The organism is Streptomyces sp. NPDC046931 (assembly GCF_040644655.1).
Taxonomy (GTDB): domain Bacteria; phylum Actinomycetota; class Actinomycetes; order Streptomycetales; family Streptomycetaceae; genus Streptomyces.
In genome coordinates this window covers 188518-204929 of the sequence record NZ_JBEYWX010000001.1, presented here as the reverse complement: position 1 = coordinate 204929, position 16412 = coordinate 188518, and the positions used below count along the sequence as shown (strand labels likewise).

Genomic DNA, 16412 nt, shown 5'->3' with positions numbered 1-16412 from the left:
GGGATCCGGTCGCCCTTCGTCACTCCTCGACCAGGAGCTTCTCCCGCAGCTGCGCCAGGGTCCGGGCCAGCAGGCGCGAGACATGCATCTGCGAGATGCCGACCTCCTGCGCGATCTGCGACTGCGTCATATTGCCGAAAAAGCGGAGAAGCAGGATCCGCTTCTCTCGCGGCGGGAGATCCTCGAGCAGCGGCTTCAGCGACTCGCGGTACTCCACCCCCTCCAGCGCCTCGTCCTCCGCGCCGAGCGTGTCCGCGACCGCCGGGGACTCGTCGTCCGTGTCGGGGACGTCCAGGGACAGCGTCGAGTACGCGTTGGCGGACTCCAGGCCCTCCAGGACCTCCTCCTCCGAGATGGCCAGCTTCTCGGCCAGCTCGTGCACCGTCGGGGAGCGGCCGTGCAGCTGGGACAGCTCGGCCGTGGCCGTCGTCAGGGCCAGGCGCAGCTCCTGCAGGCGCCGCGGCACCCGCACCGCCCAGCCCTTGTCACGGAAGTGGCGCTTGATCTCGCCGACGACCGTCGGGGTCGCGTATGTCGAGAACTCGACGCCGCGGTCCGGGTCGAAGCGGTCCACCGACTTGATCAGACCGATGGTGGCGACCTGGGTCAGATCGTCCAGCGGCTCCCCGCGATTGCGGAAACGGCGCGCGAGGTGCTCGACGAGCGGCAGATGCATCCGGACCAGCCGATTGCGCAGCTCCGCGTACTCCGGGCTGCCCTCCTTCAGCGTGCGCAGCTCGACGAACAGCGACCGCGCCCCGCTGCGGTCCTGTGGCTCGTGCTGCGCGCCGCCCGGCACGCTCTGCTCGGCGTTTCGCTCGTGCTCGCTCATCGTCCCGCCCGTCACCCTTCCCCGCGCTCTCGGCTCTGCTCGAGCGGGGGAGGCCCCACTTCCTCCAGAGGACGTGCTCAGCGTGGCACCGTCCGGATCCCGTCGTCCGCGGCCCCGTGGGGAGAACGGCTCCTTCGCCCGGGCTGCTCCCGCCTGCGCGGGCGCAGCGACCGCCGAGGTGTCGTCCTCCGGATGCGGACGGGCCTGTTCCGGGATGCCGTCCACGCCGCCCGCCGTCCGCCGCGACCCGTTCGGGTCGCCGGCGGTCCCGGCGGAGAGTTCCCGTGTGCCGCGCTCTTCGTCCCGCACCGGCCCGTCCCCGTTCGTCACGCCGGCCCGGGTCCCGCGCCGCGCTGTTTGTAGAGGCTGATGGACACGGTCTTGTCGTCGGCGACCGCGGAGGAGACCTTGCCGGCCAGGGCCGACAGGACGGTCCAGGCGAAGGTGTCCCGTGACGGTGCGTGACCATCCGTGGTCGGGGCCGCGACCGTGACCTCGAGCGAGTCGTCGATGAGCCGGAAGACACAGCTGAGCACCGAGCCGGGCACGGCCTGCTGAAGCAGGATCGCGCAGGCCTCGTCGACCGCGATGCGCAGGTCCTCGATCTCGTCGAGGGTGAAGTCCAAACGGGCCGCGAGGCCGGCGGTGGCCGTGCGCAGCACCGACAGGTAGGCACCCGCTGCCGGAAGCCGGACTTCCACGAAGTCCTGGGTCGCGGGCTCGCCTGCGATCTGGGACACCCTCACCTCCAAGGTGGTACAAGCTCTTTCGGGGCCGAGGGTTGCCCCCCGGGGTAACGCCCTACGTGGTTCAGCGGTGACGCTACCGCGCTACCGGCTCTGCTGTCCCCGCAACCCCGGCCCCTTGCTGTCACTCATAGTAAACCCATGTATACGCACAGTGGCTAGGGGTCTGCGGGCCCGATTGGGAGAGAGCGCGCGCCGGTTTGACGTACCCATACGTCACACCGTCGAACCGTCCGGATCCAGGGTCACACGAGTACATGGTCCACGAAGCACCAGCGCCAGTTCTCGCCCGGCTCGAAGGTGCGCATCACCGGGTGGCCGCTCTCCTTGTAGTGCGCCGTCGCGTGTCTCAGGGGCGAGGAGTCGCAGCAGCCCACGTGCCCGCACTCCAGACACAGCCGCAGTTGCACCGGGTGCGTGCCGGCGGCGAGGCACTCCAGGCAGGTCTCGCTGCGGGACTCGGGCTCGGGGTGCGGCAGCGCGTCGGCGTGCGTGCACTGTTTCATGATGGCCAGGTTACGACGGGTCCGCGGGAAGCCGCGCGAACATGAACGAGGGGCGGGAGACATGAACGTGTTGCCGCTGCTGATGCTGGTCGCGGGCAGCGCGGCCGTGGCGGGGGCCGCGCGCCGCACCCCGGTGCCCGCGCCGCTGATGCTCGTCGCGGCGGGACTCGCCGTCTCCTACCTGCCCGGGGTCCCGGAGTACACGCTCGCCCCCGACGTCGTGCTGCCGCTGGTGCTGCCTCCGCTGCTGTACACGGCGGCCGCCGACAGCTCGTATCTGGACCTGCGGGCGCAGATGCGTCCCGTGGCGCTGCTGTCCGTCGGCTACGTCCTCTTCGCGACGCTGGTGGTGGGCTGGGCCGCCTATCTGATCGTGCCGGATCTGCCGCTGACCGCGGCGCTGGTGCTGGGCGCGGTGGTGGCGCCGCCGGACGCGGTCGCGGCCACCGCGGTCGCCCGGCGGGTGGGGCTGCCGTCGCGGATCACCACCATCCTCCAGGGCGAGTCGCTGGTGAACGACGCGACCGCGATCACCGCCTTCAAGGTGGCGCTCGCGGCGGCCGTCGGGGAGGGCGCCACCTGGGCCGGCGGGGTACGCGAGTTCGCGCTCGCCGCGGTCGGCGGCATCGCGGTCGGCCTGCTGCTGATGATGCCGATCCACTGGCTGCGCACGCACCTGAAGGAGGCGCTGCTCCAGAACACGCTGTCGCTGCTGATCCCGTTCGCGGCCTACGGGGCGGCGGAGTGGGCGCACGCCTCAGGGGTGCTGGCCGTGGTCGTCGTAGCCCTCTACCTCGGCTACCACAACTGGCAGGTCGACTTCGCGACCCGGCTCCAGGAGGAGGCGGTGTGGAGGATGGTCTCGTTCGTCCTGGAGTCCGCGGTGTTCGCGCTCATCGGACTCCAGCTGCCGGTCGTCCTGCGGGGACTCGGCGAGTACGAGGGCACGAGCGCGGCCTGGTACGCGCTGGCCGTGTTCGTCGTGGTCGTCGTGTCGCGGTTCGTGTGGGTGTATCCGGCGACCTTCCTGCCGCCCCTGCTGTTCCGGCGCATCCGGGAGCGCGAGGAGAACCCGACCTGGAAGGGGACCTTCGTCATCGGCTGGGCCGGGATGCGAGGCGTGGTCTCACTGGCCGTCGCCTTCTCGATCCCGCGGACCGTGCATGGCGGCGGCCCCTTCCCCGGCCGCAATCTGATCCTCTTCCTGACCTTCACCACGGTGATCGGTACCTTGGTGGTGCAGGGCCTGACCCTGCCCCCGCTGATCCGCCTGCTCGGACTCCCGGGGCGTGACCCCCAGACGGAGACCCTCGTCGAGGCGAACGCCCAGGCGCAGGCGTCGCGGGCGGCCGAGCGGCACCTCGACGAACTCCTCCGGGACGAGCGCAACGCCCTGCCGCCCCCGCTGGCCGACCGCCTCCGCGCGGTCCTGGAGCGCCGCCGCAATGCCGTGTGGGAGCGCCTCGGCTCGGTGAACCCGGTGACCGGCGAAACGGCCGACGACACCTACCGCCGGCTGTCCCGGGAGGTGATCGGCGCGGAACGAGAGGTCTTCGTCAGGCTCCGCAACCACCGCTACATCGACGACGAGATGCTCCGCACGCTGCTCAGACGCCTGGACCTGGAGGAGGCGGCGGCCTACCGCGAAGCGGCGTGACCGCGGCCGGCGGGGGGAAGCCGTCCGTGGTCAGGGAGGGGGAACGGGGTTCCGGTGATCACCGCGGCCAGGGTGGTTCCCCGGGGGAACGCGCCCTCCTCGGTCAGGGCGACAAGACCGTAGAGCAGCTTGGCGACATAGAGACGTTCCACCGGAAGGGAGTGGCGCGACTCGAAGTCCCGCGCGAACGCCTCGAGTTCCTCGGTCGTCCGCGCGTAGCCGCCGCAGTGGAAACGGGTCTCGACGGCCCAGTCGCCGCGGCGGCCACCGAAGGCCAGGGTCTGGAGGGCGGCCGTCTCGCCGGCCAGGAAGTCGCCCCTCAGGACCGCGACCCCGAGGGCCCGCTGGTCCGGGGCCAGCCCCGCGGCCAGACCCGCCAGCGTGCCCCCCGTACCGCAGGCCACGGCGACCACGTCCGCCCGGCCGCGCAGTTCCTCACCGAGCGCGCGGCAGCCGCGGACGGCGAGGGAGTTGCTGCCGCCCTCGGGCACCACGTACGCGTCCTCGGCATCGGCCGCGCACAGAACGCCGGCCAGGACCTCCGGCTCCGAGAGGCGCCGGTACGTCGACCTGTCGACGAAGTGCAGTCGCATCCCGTCGGCCGCGCACCGGGCGAGGGAGGGGTTGAGCGGGCGGCCGGCCAGCTCCTGGCCCCGGACCACACCGACGGTGCCGAGCCCCAGCAGCCGGCCCGCCGCGGCCGTGGCCCGCAGATGGTTGGAGTACGCCCCGCCGAAGGTGAGCAGGGTGCGGCCCGCCGCGGCGCGCAGGTTCGGGGCGAGCTTGCGCCACTTGTTGCCGATCAGATCCGGGTGGATCAGGTCGTCCCGCTTGAGCAGCAGCCGGACCCCGTGGCGTGCGAAACGCTCGTCCGCGACCTCCCGCAACGGCGACGGCAGGCACGGGCGCAGCACGGCCACGTCGGCCGTCCGGCGGCGGCGCGGCACATCGGAGCTGGTCACCCAGCCATTCTCGGACACCCTCGCCGTGCCGGTCACCCGCTGTCACTTCAGGCGGTCACGGACCCGCTCCCTGAGCCGGGCCATCGTGAAGCCCCTCGGGTCCACCTTGCCCGGCTGCCACTCCAGATGCCCGATCACCGAGCGCTCCGACCAGCCGTGGTGGCGGCAGATCGCCGCGCTCACCCGCTCGATGGCGTCGAACTGCGCGGCGGGCCACGCGTCCGTGCCGTCGCCGAGGTTCTCGCACTCGAAGCCGTAGAAGTGACGGTTGCCGTCGGTGTCCGCCTCGTCGGCGGCGGGCAGTGCCTTCTCGGCGACCACCGCGCGCAGCACGTCGTCGTCGCCGAGGCCCGCGTGGTTGGCACGGCCGTAGCCCACCAGGTGCACCACGCCGTCCTTGGTGATCACGCCGTGGCACAGCGGTCCGGGCAGACCCGGCCGGCCGTCGCGGCAGACCTCGACGGTCCGCTCGCCTCCCGTCGTCGCCGTGTGGTGGATCATCACGCCGTGGACCGGCCCCCAAGGGCCTTTGTGGTTGCGGTTGCGACGCTCCCAGTCGCCCACCTCGACCACCGTGACGCCCTCCGTCCGGAGCCGGTCGAGGAACGTGTCCGCGGACATGGGTGGGGCCATGGCCGTCTCCTTCGCGCCCCGCGACGGCCGCCGGCCGCGGCCGCCTCGTACCGCAGCTTGTACCGGCGACCGCCCGGCCCGGACCAGCCGTTCGCACGGCGTGCGAGCCGATCCGGTCAGCGGAGGATGGGACGATGATCGCACTGACCGACCGGGGCGCCCCCCGCTTTCGGCCCCAGGCGCGGAGTGCCCCCTTCCGGCCCGCGGCCCGGAGTGCCCGCGCCTCCGGTCCGCGGCCCGGAGTGTCCCTGCCTCCGGCCCCCGGCCCGGGGTGTCCCTGCCTCCGGCCCCCGGCCCGGGGTGCCCCTGCCTCCGGTCCGCGGCCCCGGGTGCCCGCGCCTCCGGTCCCCGGCGCGGGGCGGCCGTTCGGCCAAGTCCCCAGTGTGCCCGGACGCACGATGATCCATTCCCGCTCTTTTGGGTAATGGCATCGACACTCTCCGTGCTGAGACGCTTTTCCCGCAGATCGAATGCGTGAGCTGATCGATGCGTGATCGGGAGGGGCAATACCCATGTCGGTAGGCGAAGAGGTCCGCGCGGAGCAGAACAGGCCGCAACAGAGTCTGGGCACCACGGCCGCGCGGAACCTGGCCACCACCACCAAGTCCGCACCCCAGATGCAGGAGATCAGCTCACGCTGGCTGCTGCGCATGCTGCCGTGGGTGGGCGTGCAGGGCGGCACATACCGGGTCAACCGCCGCCTGACCTACTCCGTGGGCGACGGCCGGGTGACGTTCGTCAAGACCGGCGACCAGGTCTCGGTGATTCCCGCAGAGCTGGGCGAGCTGCCGGCCCTGCGGGACTACGAGGACCAGGAGGTGCTCGGTGAACTCGCCCAGCGATGCCAGCAGCGCAGGTTCGCACCCGGGGACGTGCTCGCCGAGTTCGGCAGCCAGGCCGACGAGGTGTTCCTGCTCGCGCACGGCAAGGTGGAGAAGATCGGCACCGGCCCCTACGGAGACGACGCGGTGCTCGGTGTCCTCGCCGACGGCGCCTACTTCGGTGACCAGTCTCTGCTCGACCCGGACGCCATCTGGGAGTACACGGCCCGTGCGGTCACCGCCTGCACGGTGCTAGCACTGCCCCGCCGGGAGGTCGAACTGGTCGCGGAGCGCGCCGAGTCCCTGCGCGACCACCTCCGTGAGCAGCGCTCGGCCCCCGAGCAGCGCACCAACAAATACGGTGAGAAGTCCATCGACCTCGCCGCGGGCCACAGCGGCGAGCCGGACATCCCGCACACCTTCGTCGACTACGAGGCCGCGCCCCGCGAATACGAACTGAGCATCGCCCAGACGGTGCTGCGCATCCACACGCGCGTGGCCGACCTCTACAACCAGCCGATGAACCAGACCGAGCACCAGTTGCGGCTCACGGTCGAGGCGCTCAAGGAGCGCCAGGAGCACGAACTGATCAACAACCCGGACTTCGGGCTCCTCAGCAACTGCGAGTACGACCAGCGGCTCCAGCCCCACGACGGGGTACCCGGCCCCGACGACATGGACGAACTGCTCAGCCGGCGGCGCGGCACCAAACTGTTCCTCGCCCATCCGCGTGCGATCGCCGCCTTCGGCCGGGAACTCAACAAGCGCGGACTGGTCCCGGAGACCATCGACATCGGCGGCAACCGCATCCCCACCTGGCGCGGGGTGCCGCTCTTTCCGTGCAACAAGATCCCGGTCACCGAGGCCCGGACCACCTCGATCATCGCCATGCGCACCGGCGAGGAGGAGCAGGGGGTCGTCGGGCTCCGGCAGTCCGGCATCCCCGACGAGATCGAGCCGAGTCTCTCGGTGCGCTTCATGGGCATCAACGAACAGGCGGTCATCAGCTATCTGGTGACGGCCTACTACTCGGCGGCCGTCCTGGTGCCCGACGCCCTGGGTGTCCTGGAGAACGTCGAGATCGGCCGCTGGAGGTGACGCCTTCGGCCCCCGCCCCCCGCCGGCGCGCCCCGCGGCCCGCCCGCCGCGTACAAGCGGCACGCGGTGTTCCCGCCCGCCGGGGCGGGTACACCCTCCGGGTGCGCGCCCGGCGGCGCAGGCGTCCTACGTCCGCAGACTCTTCGAGGCGGTCCCAGGGGTGAGTTCATGACGGAGCCGAAGCACAGCCCCACGCTCCCACGGCGGAGCGCTACCGTCCCGGCGGGACGGCACGCCGCGCTGTCGGGACCGGAGCAACTGCTCGACGGCCACGAGGCCGTGGCGATCCTGGAGCGCACCCGCGCCTCGGTCGACCCGGAGCTGCGGCGGGCCGTGGACTCACTGCCCGCCCCGATGCGGCGGATCGCGCTCTACCACTTCGGCTGGCAGCACGCGGACGGCACCCCGGCGGCGGGCAACGCGGGCAAGGCGATACGGCCCGCGCTCGTCCTGACCGCGGCGCAGGCGCTCGGTGGAGGGCGGTCCAGCGCCCTACGGGCCGCCGCGGCCGTCGAACTGGTCCACAACTTCACACTGCTGCACGACGACGTGATGGACCGGGACACCACCCGCAGACATCGCCCCACCGCCTGGACCGTGTTCGGCGACGCCGACGCCATCCTCGCCGGGGACGCCCTCCAGGCACTGGCGCAGCGGCTGCTCGCCGAGGATCCGCACCCGGCGTCGGGGGCTGCCGCCGCCCGGCTCGCGGCCTGTGTGATCGAACTGTGCGCCGGACAGCACGCGGACACGGCCATGGAGCGGCGTGGCCCCCACGAGGTCACCCTCGAGGATGTGCTCGTCATGGCCGAGGCCAAGACGGGCGCGCTGCTGGGTTGCGCCTGCGCGCTCGGGGCGCTCTACGCGGGAGCGGACGAGGCGGATGTCGAGGCACTGGACGCGTTCGGCCGCCAGGCCGGTCTGGCCTTCCAGCTCATCGACGACGTGATCGGGATCTGGGGGGACCCGAGCCGCACCGGCAAGCCGGCCGGAGCCGACCTCATGGCCCGAAAGAAGTCGCTGCCCGTGGTGGCCGCGCTCGTCTCCGGCACCCCGGCGGCGGCGGAGTTGGCCCGGCTGTACCAGGGGCCTTACGAGAAAGGGGAATTGGAGCGCACCGTTCTGGCCGTCGAGCAGGCGGGCGGCCGTGACTGGGCGCAGGTGCAGGCTGCCGACCGGATGGCCCGGGCCATGCAGGAGCTGTCCCGCGCGGTGCCCGACCCGGAGGCGGCGGGCGGACTGCTGGCCCTGGCCGAGTTCGTGACCCGGCGCACCACCTGACCACCGCGAGGACCCCGGAGCCCCGGCCCGTGCGGCTCCTGACCCCGCACGGCGACCCGCGGCTCCGGCCCGGGCGGGCCCCGCGCATCCTCACGGTGCGCGGGGCCCGTCCGCTGCCTGCCTGTTGTCCTCCCGAAGGGGGCCCTAGGCTGAGGACATGGGCCGTGAGGAGCAGGTCTGTCCGGTGTGCGGGCAGCCCGTCGACGTCGTCGTACACCGCCACAAGACGCTGGGCGCCTTCGTCCCCGTGTGGCGCCCCGGGCCCTGCCGGAATCCGCGGTGCCCGGCCTACGTGGCACGGGAGCCGCAGGCGCCGTCGGAGCCGGGGCCCGGGGCGGGCGGCACGCCGGAACCGCTTCTGCACCTCACCGAAAGCTCCCTGTGGGAGACGGCCCGCGCCACCGGCTCCTACGAGATGTCGACGAGGGGCCGCACCCTCCAGGAGGAAGGCTTCGTCCACTGTTCCCTGCGGCACCAGGTCCCCCAGGTGGCGCGCTGGGTGTACGGGGAGTACGAGGGGCCCGACGAGCTGGTCCTGCTCGTCATCGATCCGGAGCGCCTGACGGCTCCGGTGCGGTACGAGGCCGTGCAGCCCGGCGGCGAGGAGTTCCCGCACGTCTACGGGCCGATACCGGTCTCCGCCGTGGTGGACGTGGAGGTCTGGGACCGCGGGGCGGCGGCGCAGGAGTGACCGGGACGGGGGGAGGACGCAGGGTGTGGCGGTGGGCGGCCGGGGTGTGGGCGGCGCTCGTCCTGGTGGGCGGGGGCCTCACACTGTGGTTGCAGGACCTGAACGAGCCGGATGCCCCGGCCCGCTGGGAGCGCGCGCCGACGCCCCGGCCGCCCCCGGCGGTACCGGGGAGCGGGTGTCCGGCCCAGGGTCCTCCCGGGGCGCCGTTGAGGGTGATCTGTGTGCATGCGACGACCCTGGAACCCGGCCGCCGGCCGCGCGTGGCGGGCCCGGGGCGCGTCGGGGATGCGCCGCGTCAGGTGCGCGGGCGTTCCGCGAAGCGCAGCAGGTTGCCCGCCGGGTCGCGGAACGCGCAGTCCCGCACGCCGTACGGCTGGTCCATGGGCTCCTGGAGAACCTCCGCGCCGGAGGCGTGAACGCGGGCGAAGAGGGCGTCGCAGTCCTCGGTGGAGAAGATGACCCCGCGCAGGATGCCCTTGGCGAGCAGCTCCGCCATCGCCTGACGGTCCGCCGGGGAGGCGTCCGGGTTCGCCGCCGGAGGCTCCAGGACGATCTCCACGTCCGGCTGGAGCGGCGAGCCGACCGTCACCCAGCGCATCCCCTCGAAACCGACATCGTTGCGCACCTCCAGGCCCAGGACGTCCCGGTAGAAGGCGAGCGCCTTGTCGTGGTCGTCCACGGCGATGAAGCACTGGGAAAGTTTCAAGTCCATGGCACCACGCTAGAGCTGTGCGCGCGGATCAGCGCGCGTATCCCCGGGACGGCCCCGGCGCGGTCGGGTCAGGCCCTTCGCCACGCACGGCGGTATCGCCGCCCCCTGCTCGTGCGACCGCGCCCGGTACGCGCTCGGCGTCTCGCCCACCAGCTCCGTGAAACGGGAGCTGAAAGAGCCGAGGGAGGTGCACCCCACGGCGAAGCAGACCTCCGTCACGGTCAGGTCGCCGCGCCGCAGCAGCGCCTTGGCCCGCTCGATACGGCGGGTCATCAGATAGCTGTACGGCGTCTCCCCGTACGCGGCGCGAAAACTGCGCTGGAAGTGCCCCGGCGACATCAGCGCGGTGCGCGCCAGCGCAGCCACGTCCAGCGGCTGCGCGTACTCACGGTCCATGCGGTCCCGCGCCCGCCGCAACCGGATCAGGTCGTCCACATCCACGCCGTCAGCATCCCACGGACCACCGACAACAAGACCCGCCCCGGCGGCCGCGACAGCCGGACCCCGGGGCGCCGGAAGACCCGCGCAAGATCCATCCGCCACGCTCCAACCTGCTCGGGTGACGACGGAGCTGACCTTCCTCGCGCGGGTGGCCCACCGTGGCCCGAGAACCCCACCAAGGCGAAGGACGACCGGGATCACGACCACCGGGATCGTCATCGACGGATAGCGCAGGACGTGCTTGAGGTGGCGGCGCAGCATGGTCACCGAGTCGGTGACGGTGTAGGCGCGCCCCCGCCTTCGGCGCGGTTTCACGCCGGTTTCACGGCGCGGGGGCCACGGCGGCGGCGTGAAACCGGCGTATGCGAGGGGCCCGGCCGGTTGTCCGGCCGGGCCCCTGCGCGGGCTCCGCCGACCTGCGAGGGTGCACCGCTCGCCGGTCGTCACACGCGGAAGGCCGGTGGATCAGGCCTTCTTGGTCTCCCAGAAGATCTTGTCGATCTGGGCGATGTAGTCGAGCGCCTTCTGGCCAGTCGCCGGGTCCGTCGACGCCTTGGCGGCCGAGAGGGCCTTCAGGGTGTCGTTCACCAGCTGGTGCAGCTCCGGGTACTTCTCGAAGTGCGGGGCCTTGAAGTAGTCGCTCCACAGCACCGAGACGTGGTGCTTGGCGAGCTCGGCGCGCTGCTCCTTGATGACGGTGGCGCGAGCCTGGAAGTGCGGGTCGTCGTTTGCGGCCATCTTCTCCTGCACGGCCTTCACCGACTCCGCCTCGATGCGGGCCTGGGCCGGGTCATAGACGCCACAGGGCAGGTCGCAGTGGGCGCTGACCTTGACCTTGGGGGCAAACAGGCGGGAGAGCATGAAGCTGTCCTTCCTCGTGATCGTCTTCTCAGGTGGGACATTACTCCGTAGGGGACCGGTTTTCGCGAGTGCCCCCATGGGCTTACGACAAAAGTCCGGGGCGAAACTGGGACTGGTGGAGGATCGGACCGGGGAGGTGCCGGTGATGCCGGAGCTGCCACAGGAGATCGAGCGCACGAGGGCCCTGCTGCCGTTGGGGACGGCCGAGGTGACGGGGCCGTCCATGGTGCCCACGTTGCAGCACGGGGACCGGCTGCTGGTTCAGTACGGGGCCCGGGTCCGGCCGGGCGGCGTCGTCGTCCTGCGGCATCCCTTCCAGCAGGACCTGCTGGTCGTCAAGCGGGCCGTGGAGCTGCGCGAGGGCGGATGGTGGGTGCTCGGCGACAATCCGTACGCGGGCGGGGACAGCACCGACTACGGCACCGTCCCCGAGGAGCTGGTCCTCGGGAGGGTGTGGCTGCGGTACCGGCCGCTCAAGCAGGGTCAGCGCTCGCCGCTCGCGCTGGTGCGCTGGGTGCTCACGGCCGCCCGGCCGGTACTGGGCGACCGGTCGGCCTCCAGGCGTTTGCGGGCGCGGTAGGCGGCCACGTTCGCGCGGGTGGCGCAGCGGTCCGAGCAGTACCGCCGGGAGCGGTTCGTCGAGGTGTCGAGGTAGGCGTTGCGGCACGGCGCCGCCTCGCACAGGCCCAGGCGGTCCACACCGTACTCGGTGAGGTGGAAGGCGAGGCCCATCGCCGCGATCGCCGCGTAGCCGGCGGTGGCGTTCGAAGGGTGGTCGGCGAGGTGCATGTGCCACAGCGGGCGGCCGTCCTCGTCCCGGTGGTCGTGCCCAGAGATCTGCGGGCTCACCGGGAACTCCAGGAGAAGGGAGTTCAGCAGGTCCACCGCGAGCGTCTCGTCGCCCTGGTCCGCCGCCTCGAAGACCGCGCGCAGCCGGGCCCGGACCGAGCGGAAACGGGTCACGTCGGCGTCGGTGGCGCGGCGGGCCGCCGACTGGCTGACGCGAAAGAGATCGCGTACAGCCTCCACCGAGGTGAGCGAGTCCTTGCCCCGGACCGGCTCCTCGCTGTTCACAAGGCGTACGGCGTAATCCGAGTAATAGGCCAGTTCCACTTGTAGTCCTTACCGGGGCGCTCTAGGGTCGGGATGCGGTCGGGTAACAGACGGTCGCCCATCAAGGGTATTACGGGACGTAGCCGACGGAGGCTCGCGATGGCGGACACGGACACCACGGCAGGGACCGACTGGGGCGCCTGGCAGGAGAGCTGGGACCGCCAGCAGGAGTGGTACATGCCGGACCGGGAGGACCGCTTCCGGATCATGCTCGACATGGTGGAGGCGTTCGTCGGCGACGCGCCCCGGGTGCTCGACCTCGCGTGCGGCACCGGAAGCATCACCGCCCGGCTGCTCGCCCGCTTCCCCGAGGCCACCAGCACCGGCGTCGACCTCGACCCCGCACTGCTGACCATCGCCCGTGGCACCTTCGAGGGCGACGACCGGGTCACCCTCGTCGAGGCGGACCTCAAGGACCCCGGCTGGGCCGCGTGCCTGCCGTACGACACGTACGACGCGGTCCTCACCGCCACCGCCCTGCACTGGCTGCGCGCCGAACCCCTCGAGGCCCTCTACGGCCGTATCGCCGGACTCGTCCGCCGGGACGGCGTCTTCATGAACGCCGACCACATGACCGACGACTCCACGCCCCGGATCAACGCGGCCGAGAGCGCCCGGCGGAGCGAGCGCAGGGAGCGGGCCCTGAGGGACGGCGCCCTCGACTGGTCCGAGTGGTGGCAGCTCGCCCGCAAGGACCCCGTCCTCGCCGCACCGGCCGCCCGCCGCTTCGAGATCTACGGCGACCACGCCGACGGCGAGACGCCCTCCGCCGCATGGCACGCGCGCGTACTGCGCGAGAAGGGCTTCGCCGAGGCCCGCCCGGTGTGGTGCTCCCCGTCGGACACACTGCTGCTCGCCCTGAAGTAGGCCCCGGGGGCGGCAGGCACGCCGAAGGGGCGGTACGAGCAATGCGTACCGCCCCTTCGGGTCGTACCGGTGTCAGCCGTGCCCTTACAGCACCTTGGACAGGAACGACTGGGTCCGCTCGTGCTGAGGGTTGGTCAGGACGTCCCGCGGGTTGCCCGACTCGACCACCACGCCGCCGTCCATGAAGACGAGCGAGTCGCCCACCTCGCGGGCGAAGCCCATCTCGTGGGTGACCACGACCATCGTCATGCCGGACTCGGCGAGGTCGCGCATCACATCGAGGACGTCACCGACGAGTTCCGGGTCGAGGGCCGAGGTCGGCTCGTCGAACAGCATCAGCTTCGGGTCCATCGCCAGGGCCCGGGCGATGGCCACACGCTGCTGCTGACCGCCGGAGAGCTGCGAGGGGTAGTGCCCGGCGCGGTCCGCCAGACCCACGCGCTCCAGCAGCTGCATCGCGCGCTCCTTGGCCTGGGCCTTGGCCACTCCCTTCACCTGGACCGGCGCCTCGATGACGTTCTCCAGGGCCGTCATATGCGGGAACAGGTTGAAGCGCTGGAAGACCATGCCGATGTCCCGGCGCTTCATCGCGACCTCGCGGTCGCGCAGTTCGTGCAGCTTGTCGCCCTGCTGCCGGTAGCCGACCAGCTCGCCGTCCACGTACAGCCGGCCCGCGTTGATCTTCTCCAGGTGGTTGATGCACCGCAGGAAGGTCGACTTGCCCGAACCGGAGGGGCCGATGAGGCAGAACACCTCGCCGGACTTCACCTCCAGGTCGATGCCCTTGAGGACCTCCACCGCCCCGAAGGACTTGTGGACTCCCTCGGCCTTGACCATCGGGACGGACGTGTCCTTCGCGGGAGTGTCGTTCTTCGTAAGCTGCTCGGTCATGCCGCGCCTCCCTTCGGACGGCCGATGGACAACATGTTCGCCTTGACCTTCTGCCACGGGGTCGACGGCAGCTGGCGGCTGGAGCCGCGTGCGTAGTACCGCTCGATGTAGTACTGCCCCACACTGAGGACCGACGTCATGATCAGGTACCAGGCGGCGGCGAGGAAGTACATCTCCACCGGGGCGCCGGAGGTCTGGCCGATGTCCTGGGCGTAACGGAAGAGTTCGGGGAACTGGACGGCCGCCACGAGCGAGGTCGTCTTCAGCATGTTGATCACTTCGTTGCCCGTCGGCGGCACGATCACCCGCATCGCCTGCGGAATGACGATCCGGCGCAGGGTCCTGCCGTGGCTCATGCCCAGCGCGTGCGCGGCCTCCGTCTGGCCCTCGTCGACGGCGAGCAGACCGGCACGGCAGATCTCCGCCATGTACGCCGCCTCGTTCAGACCCAGGCCGAGCAGCGCCGTCAGCAGCGGCGTCATGAAGTTCGACCAGTAGTCCTTGTAGAACGGCATGAGGTTGATGTACTCGAACACCAGGCCCAGGTTGAACCAGAGGAACAGCTGGACCAGGACCGGGGTGCCGCGGAAGAACCAGATGTAGAACCAGGCGACGGACGAGGTCACCGGGTTCTTCGACAGCCGCATCACGGCGAGCACGATGCCGCCGACGATACCGATCACCATGGACAGGGCCGTCAGCATGAGGGTCTTGCCCACACCTGTCAGGATGCGGTCGTCGAAGAAGTAGTCCGGCACGGCATTCCAGTTGATCCTGCCCTGGCCGAACGCGTAGATGATGGCGACGAACAGCGCGATCGCGATGACCGCGGACACGTACCGCCCGTAGTGCCTCACCGGAACGGCCTTGATGGCCTCGGCGCCGGCCGGGGGAGTGTCCTGGGTGCCCGCCGTCTTGTCGATGTCAACAGTCACGGGTGTTGCCTTTCAGTGGCCGCGGAGCAGCGGTCACTTGCCGCCGTTGATGACGGACTCCTTGACGGCGCCGTCCTCGGCGCCCCACTTGGTAAGGATCTTCTGGTACTCGCCGCTCTTGATGATCGCGTTCATCGCGGCCTGGAGGGCGTCCCGCAGCTGGTTGTTGCCCTTGGCGACGGCGATGCCGTACGGGGCGGCCTCGACCTGGTCGCCGACGAGCTGGAAGTCCTTGCCGCCGCCCGACGTCTTCACCGCGTACGCGGCCACCGGGAAGTCGGAGGACGCGGCGTCGGCGCCACCGGAGCGCAGCCGGGTCTGGGCCTGCTGGTCGTCGTCGAAGGCCTCGATGGTGATCTTCTTGCCGCCCGAGCACTTCTTGGTCTCGCTCTTGGCGAGGTCCTCCGACACGGTGCCCCGCTCCAGGGCGAGCTTCTTGCCGCACAGGTCCGACCACGTCGAGATGCCGCCGGTGTCGCCCTTGCGGGTGTAGATCGAGACGCCCGCTGTGAGGTAGTCGACGAAGTCGACGCCCTCACCGACCTTCTTGCCGGAGTCGGGGTCGACACCATCCTGGCGGCTCTTGTTGTCGGTCATCGCTGACATCGCGATGTCATAGCGCTTGGAGCGGATGCCCGTGAGCAGGGCGTCGAACGTGCCGTTCTCGAACTGGAACTTCACGCCGAGCTGCTTGCCCATGGCGTCCGCCAGGTCGGGGTCCATGCCGACGGTCTTGCCGGCGCCGTCCTTGAACTCGACCGGCGCGTACGCGATGTCGGAGCCGACCTTGATGGTCCCCGCCTGGCGGATGGACGCGGGGAGCTTGTCGGCCAGCGGAGCGGCCGCCGAGGCGCTGCCCGAGCCGCTGTCGTTGTTCTTGCTCTTCGTCTGGTCACCGCAGCCGGTGAGCAGCAGGGTGCCCGCGACCGCGATGGCGCCGACCGCGGCTATCCGGGAGCGCGTGGCGGTCGAACGACGGGTGGAGCTTGCGGTCATGGTGGGTTCCTCCGGCGGGATGAGTGATGCCGATGGGTCGACGAGAACACACACCCTTGGGTGTCGCGACCTCGTGTGGTTGAGGCATCTTGCCATTCCGTTACGCATATTCAGGGGCGCCACTATGTCAAAATCGGATAACGGGACCCCCGAAACGCGTCCGGAGCGCCGATCACAGTCGGGCTTTTGCGGGAATCGATCCTTCCGGCCGGAAGATCTTCGGCTGGTCTCATGATGCGGACGATTGCGTCCGGGCCGCGCCGGCCGCGAGGAGACATGTCGGTGACTTGTCCACATTTCCAGCCATGAGTCATCTCACCGGCGTGTGACCTTAGCTTTATGGACTCGTCCGGGACACCATCCGTCGGG

18 protein-coding genes are annotated in these 16412 nt (G+C 71.0%); 6 read left to right on the top strand and 12 right to left on the bottom strand.

Annotated features, from left to right (window positions below; all coding sequences use genetic code 11):
- Positions 1-19 precede the first annotated feature (19 nt).
- The 3 genes from ABZ876_RS00915 to ABZ876_RS00905 all read right to left on the bottom strand — a co-directional run bounded on the left by ABZ876_RS00915 (position 20) and on the right by ABZ876_RS00905 (position 2084).
- Positions 20-1162 (bottom strand): RNA polymerase sigma factor SigF, encoded by a 1143-nt coding sequence (locus ABZ876_RS00915; RefSeq protein ID WP_361772382.1) that lies wholly within the window; start codon positions 1160-1162, stop codon positions 20-22.
- Entirely contained in the window at positions 1159-1572 is a 414-nt protein-coding gene (locus ABZ876_RS00910) for an anti-sigma regulatory factor (RefSeq protein WP_055492491.1), read from the bottom strand. The genes ABZ876_RS00915 and ABZ876_RS00910 overlap by 4 nt, the downstream gene beginning before the upstream one ends.
- A 251-nt stretch (positions 1573-1823) precedes the next feature.
- The gene (locus ABZ876_RS00905; protein ID WP_361772380.1) at positions 1824-2084 is read right to left on the bottom strand and encodes a UBP-type zinc finger domain-containing protein; all 261 of its coding nucleotides are present in this window, start codon (positions 2082-2084) and stop codon (positions 1824-1826) included.
- A gap of 61 nt (positions 2085-2145) precedes the next feature.
- Here ABZ876_RS00905 and ABZ876_RS00900 point away from each other — a divergent pair, with 61 nt between their 5' ends.
- Positions 2146-3741 (top strand): Na+/H+ antiporter, encoded by a 1596-nt coding sequence (locus ABZ876_RS00900; RefSeq protein ID WP_361772378.1) that lies wholly within the window; start codon positions 2146-2148, stop codon positions 3739-3741.
- Here ABZ876_RS00900 and ABZ876_RS00895 read toward each other — a convergent pair.
- Both ABZ876_RS00895 and ABZ876_RS00890 read right to left on the bottom strand, forming a co-directional pair.
- The gene (locus ABZ876_RS00895) at positions 3723-4688 is read right to left on the bottom strand and encodes a pyridoxal-phosphate dependent enzyme (RefSeq protein WP_361773851.1); all 966 of its coding nucleotides are present in this window, start codon (positions 4686-4688) and stop codon (positions 3723-3725) included. The genes ABZ876_RS00900 and ABZ876_RS00895 overlap by 19 nt on opposite strands.
- A gap of 57 nt (positions 4689-4745) precedes the next feature.
- Positions 4746-5336: an N-acetylmuramoyl-L-alanine amidase gene (locus ABZ876_RS00890; RefSeq protein WP_361772376.1), complete on the bottom strand. Its 591-nt coding sequence runs from the start codon at positions 5334-5336 to the stop codon at positions 4746-4748.
- Positions 5337-5848: 512 nt separating this feature from the next.
- Between ABZ876_RS00890 and ABZ876_RS00885 the strand changes: the two genes are divergently transcribed.
- The 3 genes from ABZ876_RS00885 (at position 5849) to ABZ876_RS00875 (ending at position 9227) form a co-directional block, all read left to right on the top strand.
- On the top strand, positions 5849-7255 hold the full coding sequence (locus ABZ876_RS00885; protein ID WP_361772374.1) for a family 2B encapsulin nanocompartment shell protein: 1407 nt from the start codon (positions 5849-5851) through the stop codon (positions 7253-7255).
- Between the two features lie 168 nt (positions 7256-7423).
- Entirely contained in the window at positions 7424-8536 is a 1113-nt protein-coding gene (locus ABZ876_RS00880; protein ID WP_361772372.1) for a family 2 encapsulin nanocompartment cargo protein polyprenyl transferase, read from the top strand.
- Positions 8537-8894: 358 nt separating this feature from the next.
- Positions 8895-9227 carry a DUF952 domain-containing protein gene (locus ABZ876_RS00875; RefSeq protein WP_361773849.1) on the top strand — a complete coding sequence of 111 codons (333 nt, stop codon included), beginning with the start codon at positions 8895-8897 and terminating at the stop codon, positions 9225-9227.
- Between the two features lie 295 nt (positions 9228-9522).
- Here ABZ876_RS00875 and ABZ876_RS00870 read toward each other — a convergent pair whose 3' ends face one another.
- The 3 genes from ABZ876_RS00870 to sodN form a co-directional block, all read right to left on the bottom strand.
- Positions 9523-9939: a VOC family protein gene (locus ABZ876_RS00870; RefSeq protein ID WP_361772370.1), complete on the bottom strand. Its 417-nt coding sequence runs from the start codon at positions 9937-9939 to the stop codon at positions 9523-9525.
- Positions 9940-9948: 9 nt separating this feature from the next.
- The gene (locus ABZ876_RS00865) at positions 9949-10380 is read right to left on the bottom strand and encodes a helix-turn-helix transcriptional regulator (RefSeq protein ID WP_361772368.1); all 432 of its coding nucleotides are present in this window, start codon (positions 10378-10380) and stop codon (positions 9949-9951) included.
- A gap of 465 nt (positions 10381-10845) precedes the next feature.
- A complete protein-coding gene (gene sodN / locus ABZ876_RS00860) occupies positions 10846-11241 on the bottom strand; it encodes a superoxide dismutase, Ni (RefSeq protein WP_100828187.1) in 396 nt (131 codons plus the stop codon).
- 145 nt (positions 11242-11386) lie between these two features.
- Here sodN and sodX point away from each other — a divergent pair, with 145 nt between their 5' ends.
- Positions 11387-11821, top strand: coding sequence for a nickel-type superoxide dismutase maturation protease (sodX, locus tag ABZ876_RS00855; protein ID WP_361773846.1), 435 nt, complete (start codon positions 11387-11389; stop codon positions 11819-11821).
- Here the strand turns inward: sodX and ABZ876_RS00850 are convergent.
- A complete protein-coding gene (locus ABZ876_RS00850; RefSeq protein ID WP_361772366.1) occupies positions 11725-12354 on the bottom strand; it encodes a CGNR zinc finger domain-containing protein in 630 nt (209 codons plus the stop codon). The genes sodX and ABZ876_RS00850 overlap by 97 nt on opposite strands.
- A 99-nt stretch (positions 12355-12453) precedes the next feature.
- On the opposite strand from ABZ876_RS00850, the gene ABZ876_RS00845 reads away from it, so the two are divergent.
- Positions 12454-13221 (top strand): class I SAM-dependent methyltransferase, encoded by a 768-nt coding sequence (locus ABZ876_RS00845; protein WP_361772364.1) that lies wholly within the window; start codon positions 12454-12456, stop codon positions 13219-13221.
- A gap of 84 nt (positions 13222-13305) precedes the next feature.
- Here ABZ876_RS00845 and ABZ876_RS00840 read toward each other — a convergent pair whose 3' ends face one another.
- From ABZ876_RS00840 to ABZ876_RS00830, 3 genes are read right to left on the bottom strand one after another with little or no spacing between them, the layout of a single operon-like run.
- The gene (locus ABZ876_RS00840) at positions 13306-14112 is read right to left on the bottom strand and encodes an amino acid ABC transporter ATP-binding protein (RefSeq protein ID WP_361772362.1); all 807 of its coding nucleotides are present in this window, start codon (positions 14110-14112) and stop codon (positions 13306-13308) included.
- Positions 14109-15047 carry an amino acid ABC transporter permease gene (locus ABZ876_RS00835; RefSeq protein WP_361772360.1) on the bottom strand — a complete coding sequence of 313 codons (939 nt, stop codon included), beginning with the start codon at positions 15045-15047 and terminating at the stop codon, positions 14109-14111. The genes ABZ876_RS00840 and ABZ876_RS00835 overlap by 4 nt, the downstream gene beginning before the upstream one ends.
- Positions 15048-15080: 33 nt before the next feature.
- Positions 15081-16043, bottom strand: coding sequence for an ABC transporter substrate-binding protein (locus ABZ876_RS00830; protein WP_361772358.1), 963 nt, complete (start codon positions 16041-16043; stop codon positions 15081-15083).
- Between the last annotated feature and the right edge of the window lie 369 nt (positions 16044-16412).

Bases quoted from the DNA above. Each gene is read 5' to 3' on its own strand.
- ABZ876_RS00905 (WP_361772380.1), bottom strand. From the start codon at position 2,084: ATGAAACAGTGCACGCACGCCGACGCGCTGCCGCACCCCGAGCCCGAG.
- ABZ876_RS00900 (WP_361772378.1), top strand. From the start codon at position 2,146: ATGAACGTGTTGCCGCTGCTGATGCTGGTCGCGGGCAGCGCGGCCGTG.
- ABZ876_RS00890 (WP_361772376.1), bottom strand. From the start codon at position 5,336: ATGGCCCCACCCATGTCCGCGGACACGTTCCTCGACCGGCTCCGGACG.
- ABZ876_RS00885 (WP_361772374.1), top strand. From the start codon at position 5,849: ATGTCGGTAGGCGAAGAGGTCCGCGCGGAGCAGAACAGGCCGCAACAG.
- ABZ876_RS00880 (WP_361772372.1), top strand. From the start codon at position 7,424: ATGACGGAGCCGAAGCACAGCCCCACGCTCCCACGGCGGAGCGCTACC.
- ABZ876_RS00870 (WP_361772370.1), bottom strand. From the start codon at position 9,939: ATGGACTTGAAACTTTCCCAGTGCTTCATCGCCGTGGACGACCACGAC.
- sodN (WP_100828187.1), bottom strand. From the start codon at position 11,241: ATGCTCTCCCGCCTGTTTGCCCCCAAGGTCAAGGTCAGCGCCCACTGC.
- sodX (WP_361773846.1), top strand. From the start codon at position 11,387: ATGCCGGAGCTGCCACAGGAGATCGAGCGCACGAGGGCCCTGCTGCCG.
- ABZ876_RS00845 (WP_361772364.1), top strand. From the start codon at position 12,454: ATGGCGGACACGGACACCACGGCAGGGACCGACTGGGGCGCCTGGCAG.
- ABZ876_RS00840 (WP_361772362.1), bottom strand. From the start codon at position 14,112: ATGACCGAGCAGCTTACGAAGAACGACACTCCCGCGAAGGACACGTCC.
- ABZ876_RS00830 (WP_361772358.1), bottom strand. From the start codon at position 16,043: ATGACCGCAAGCTCCACCCGTCGTTCGACCGCCACGCGCTCCCGGATA.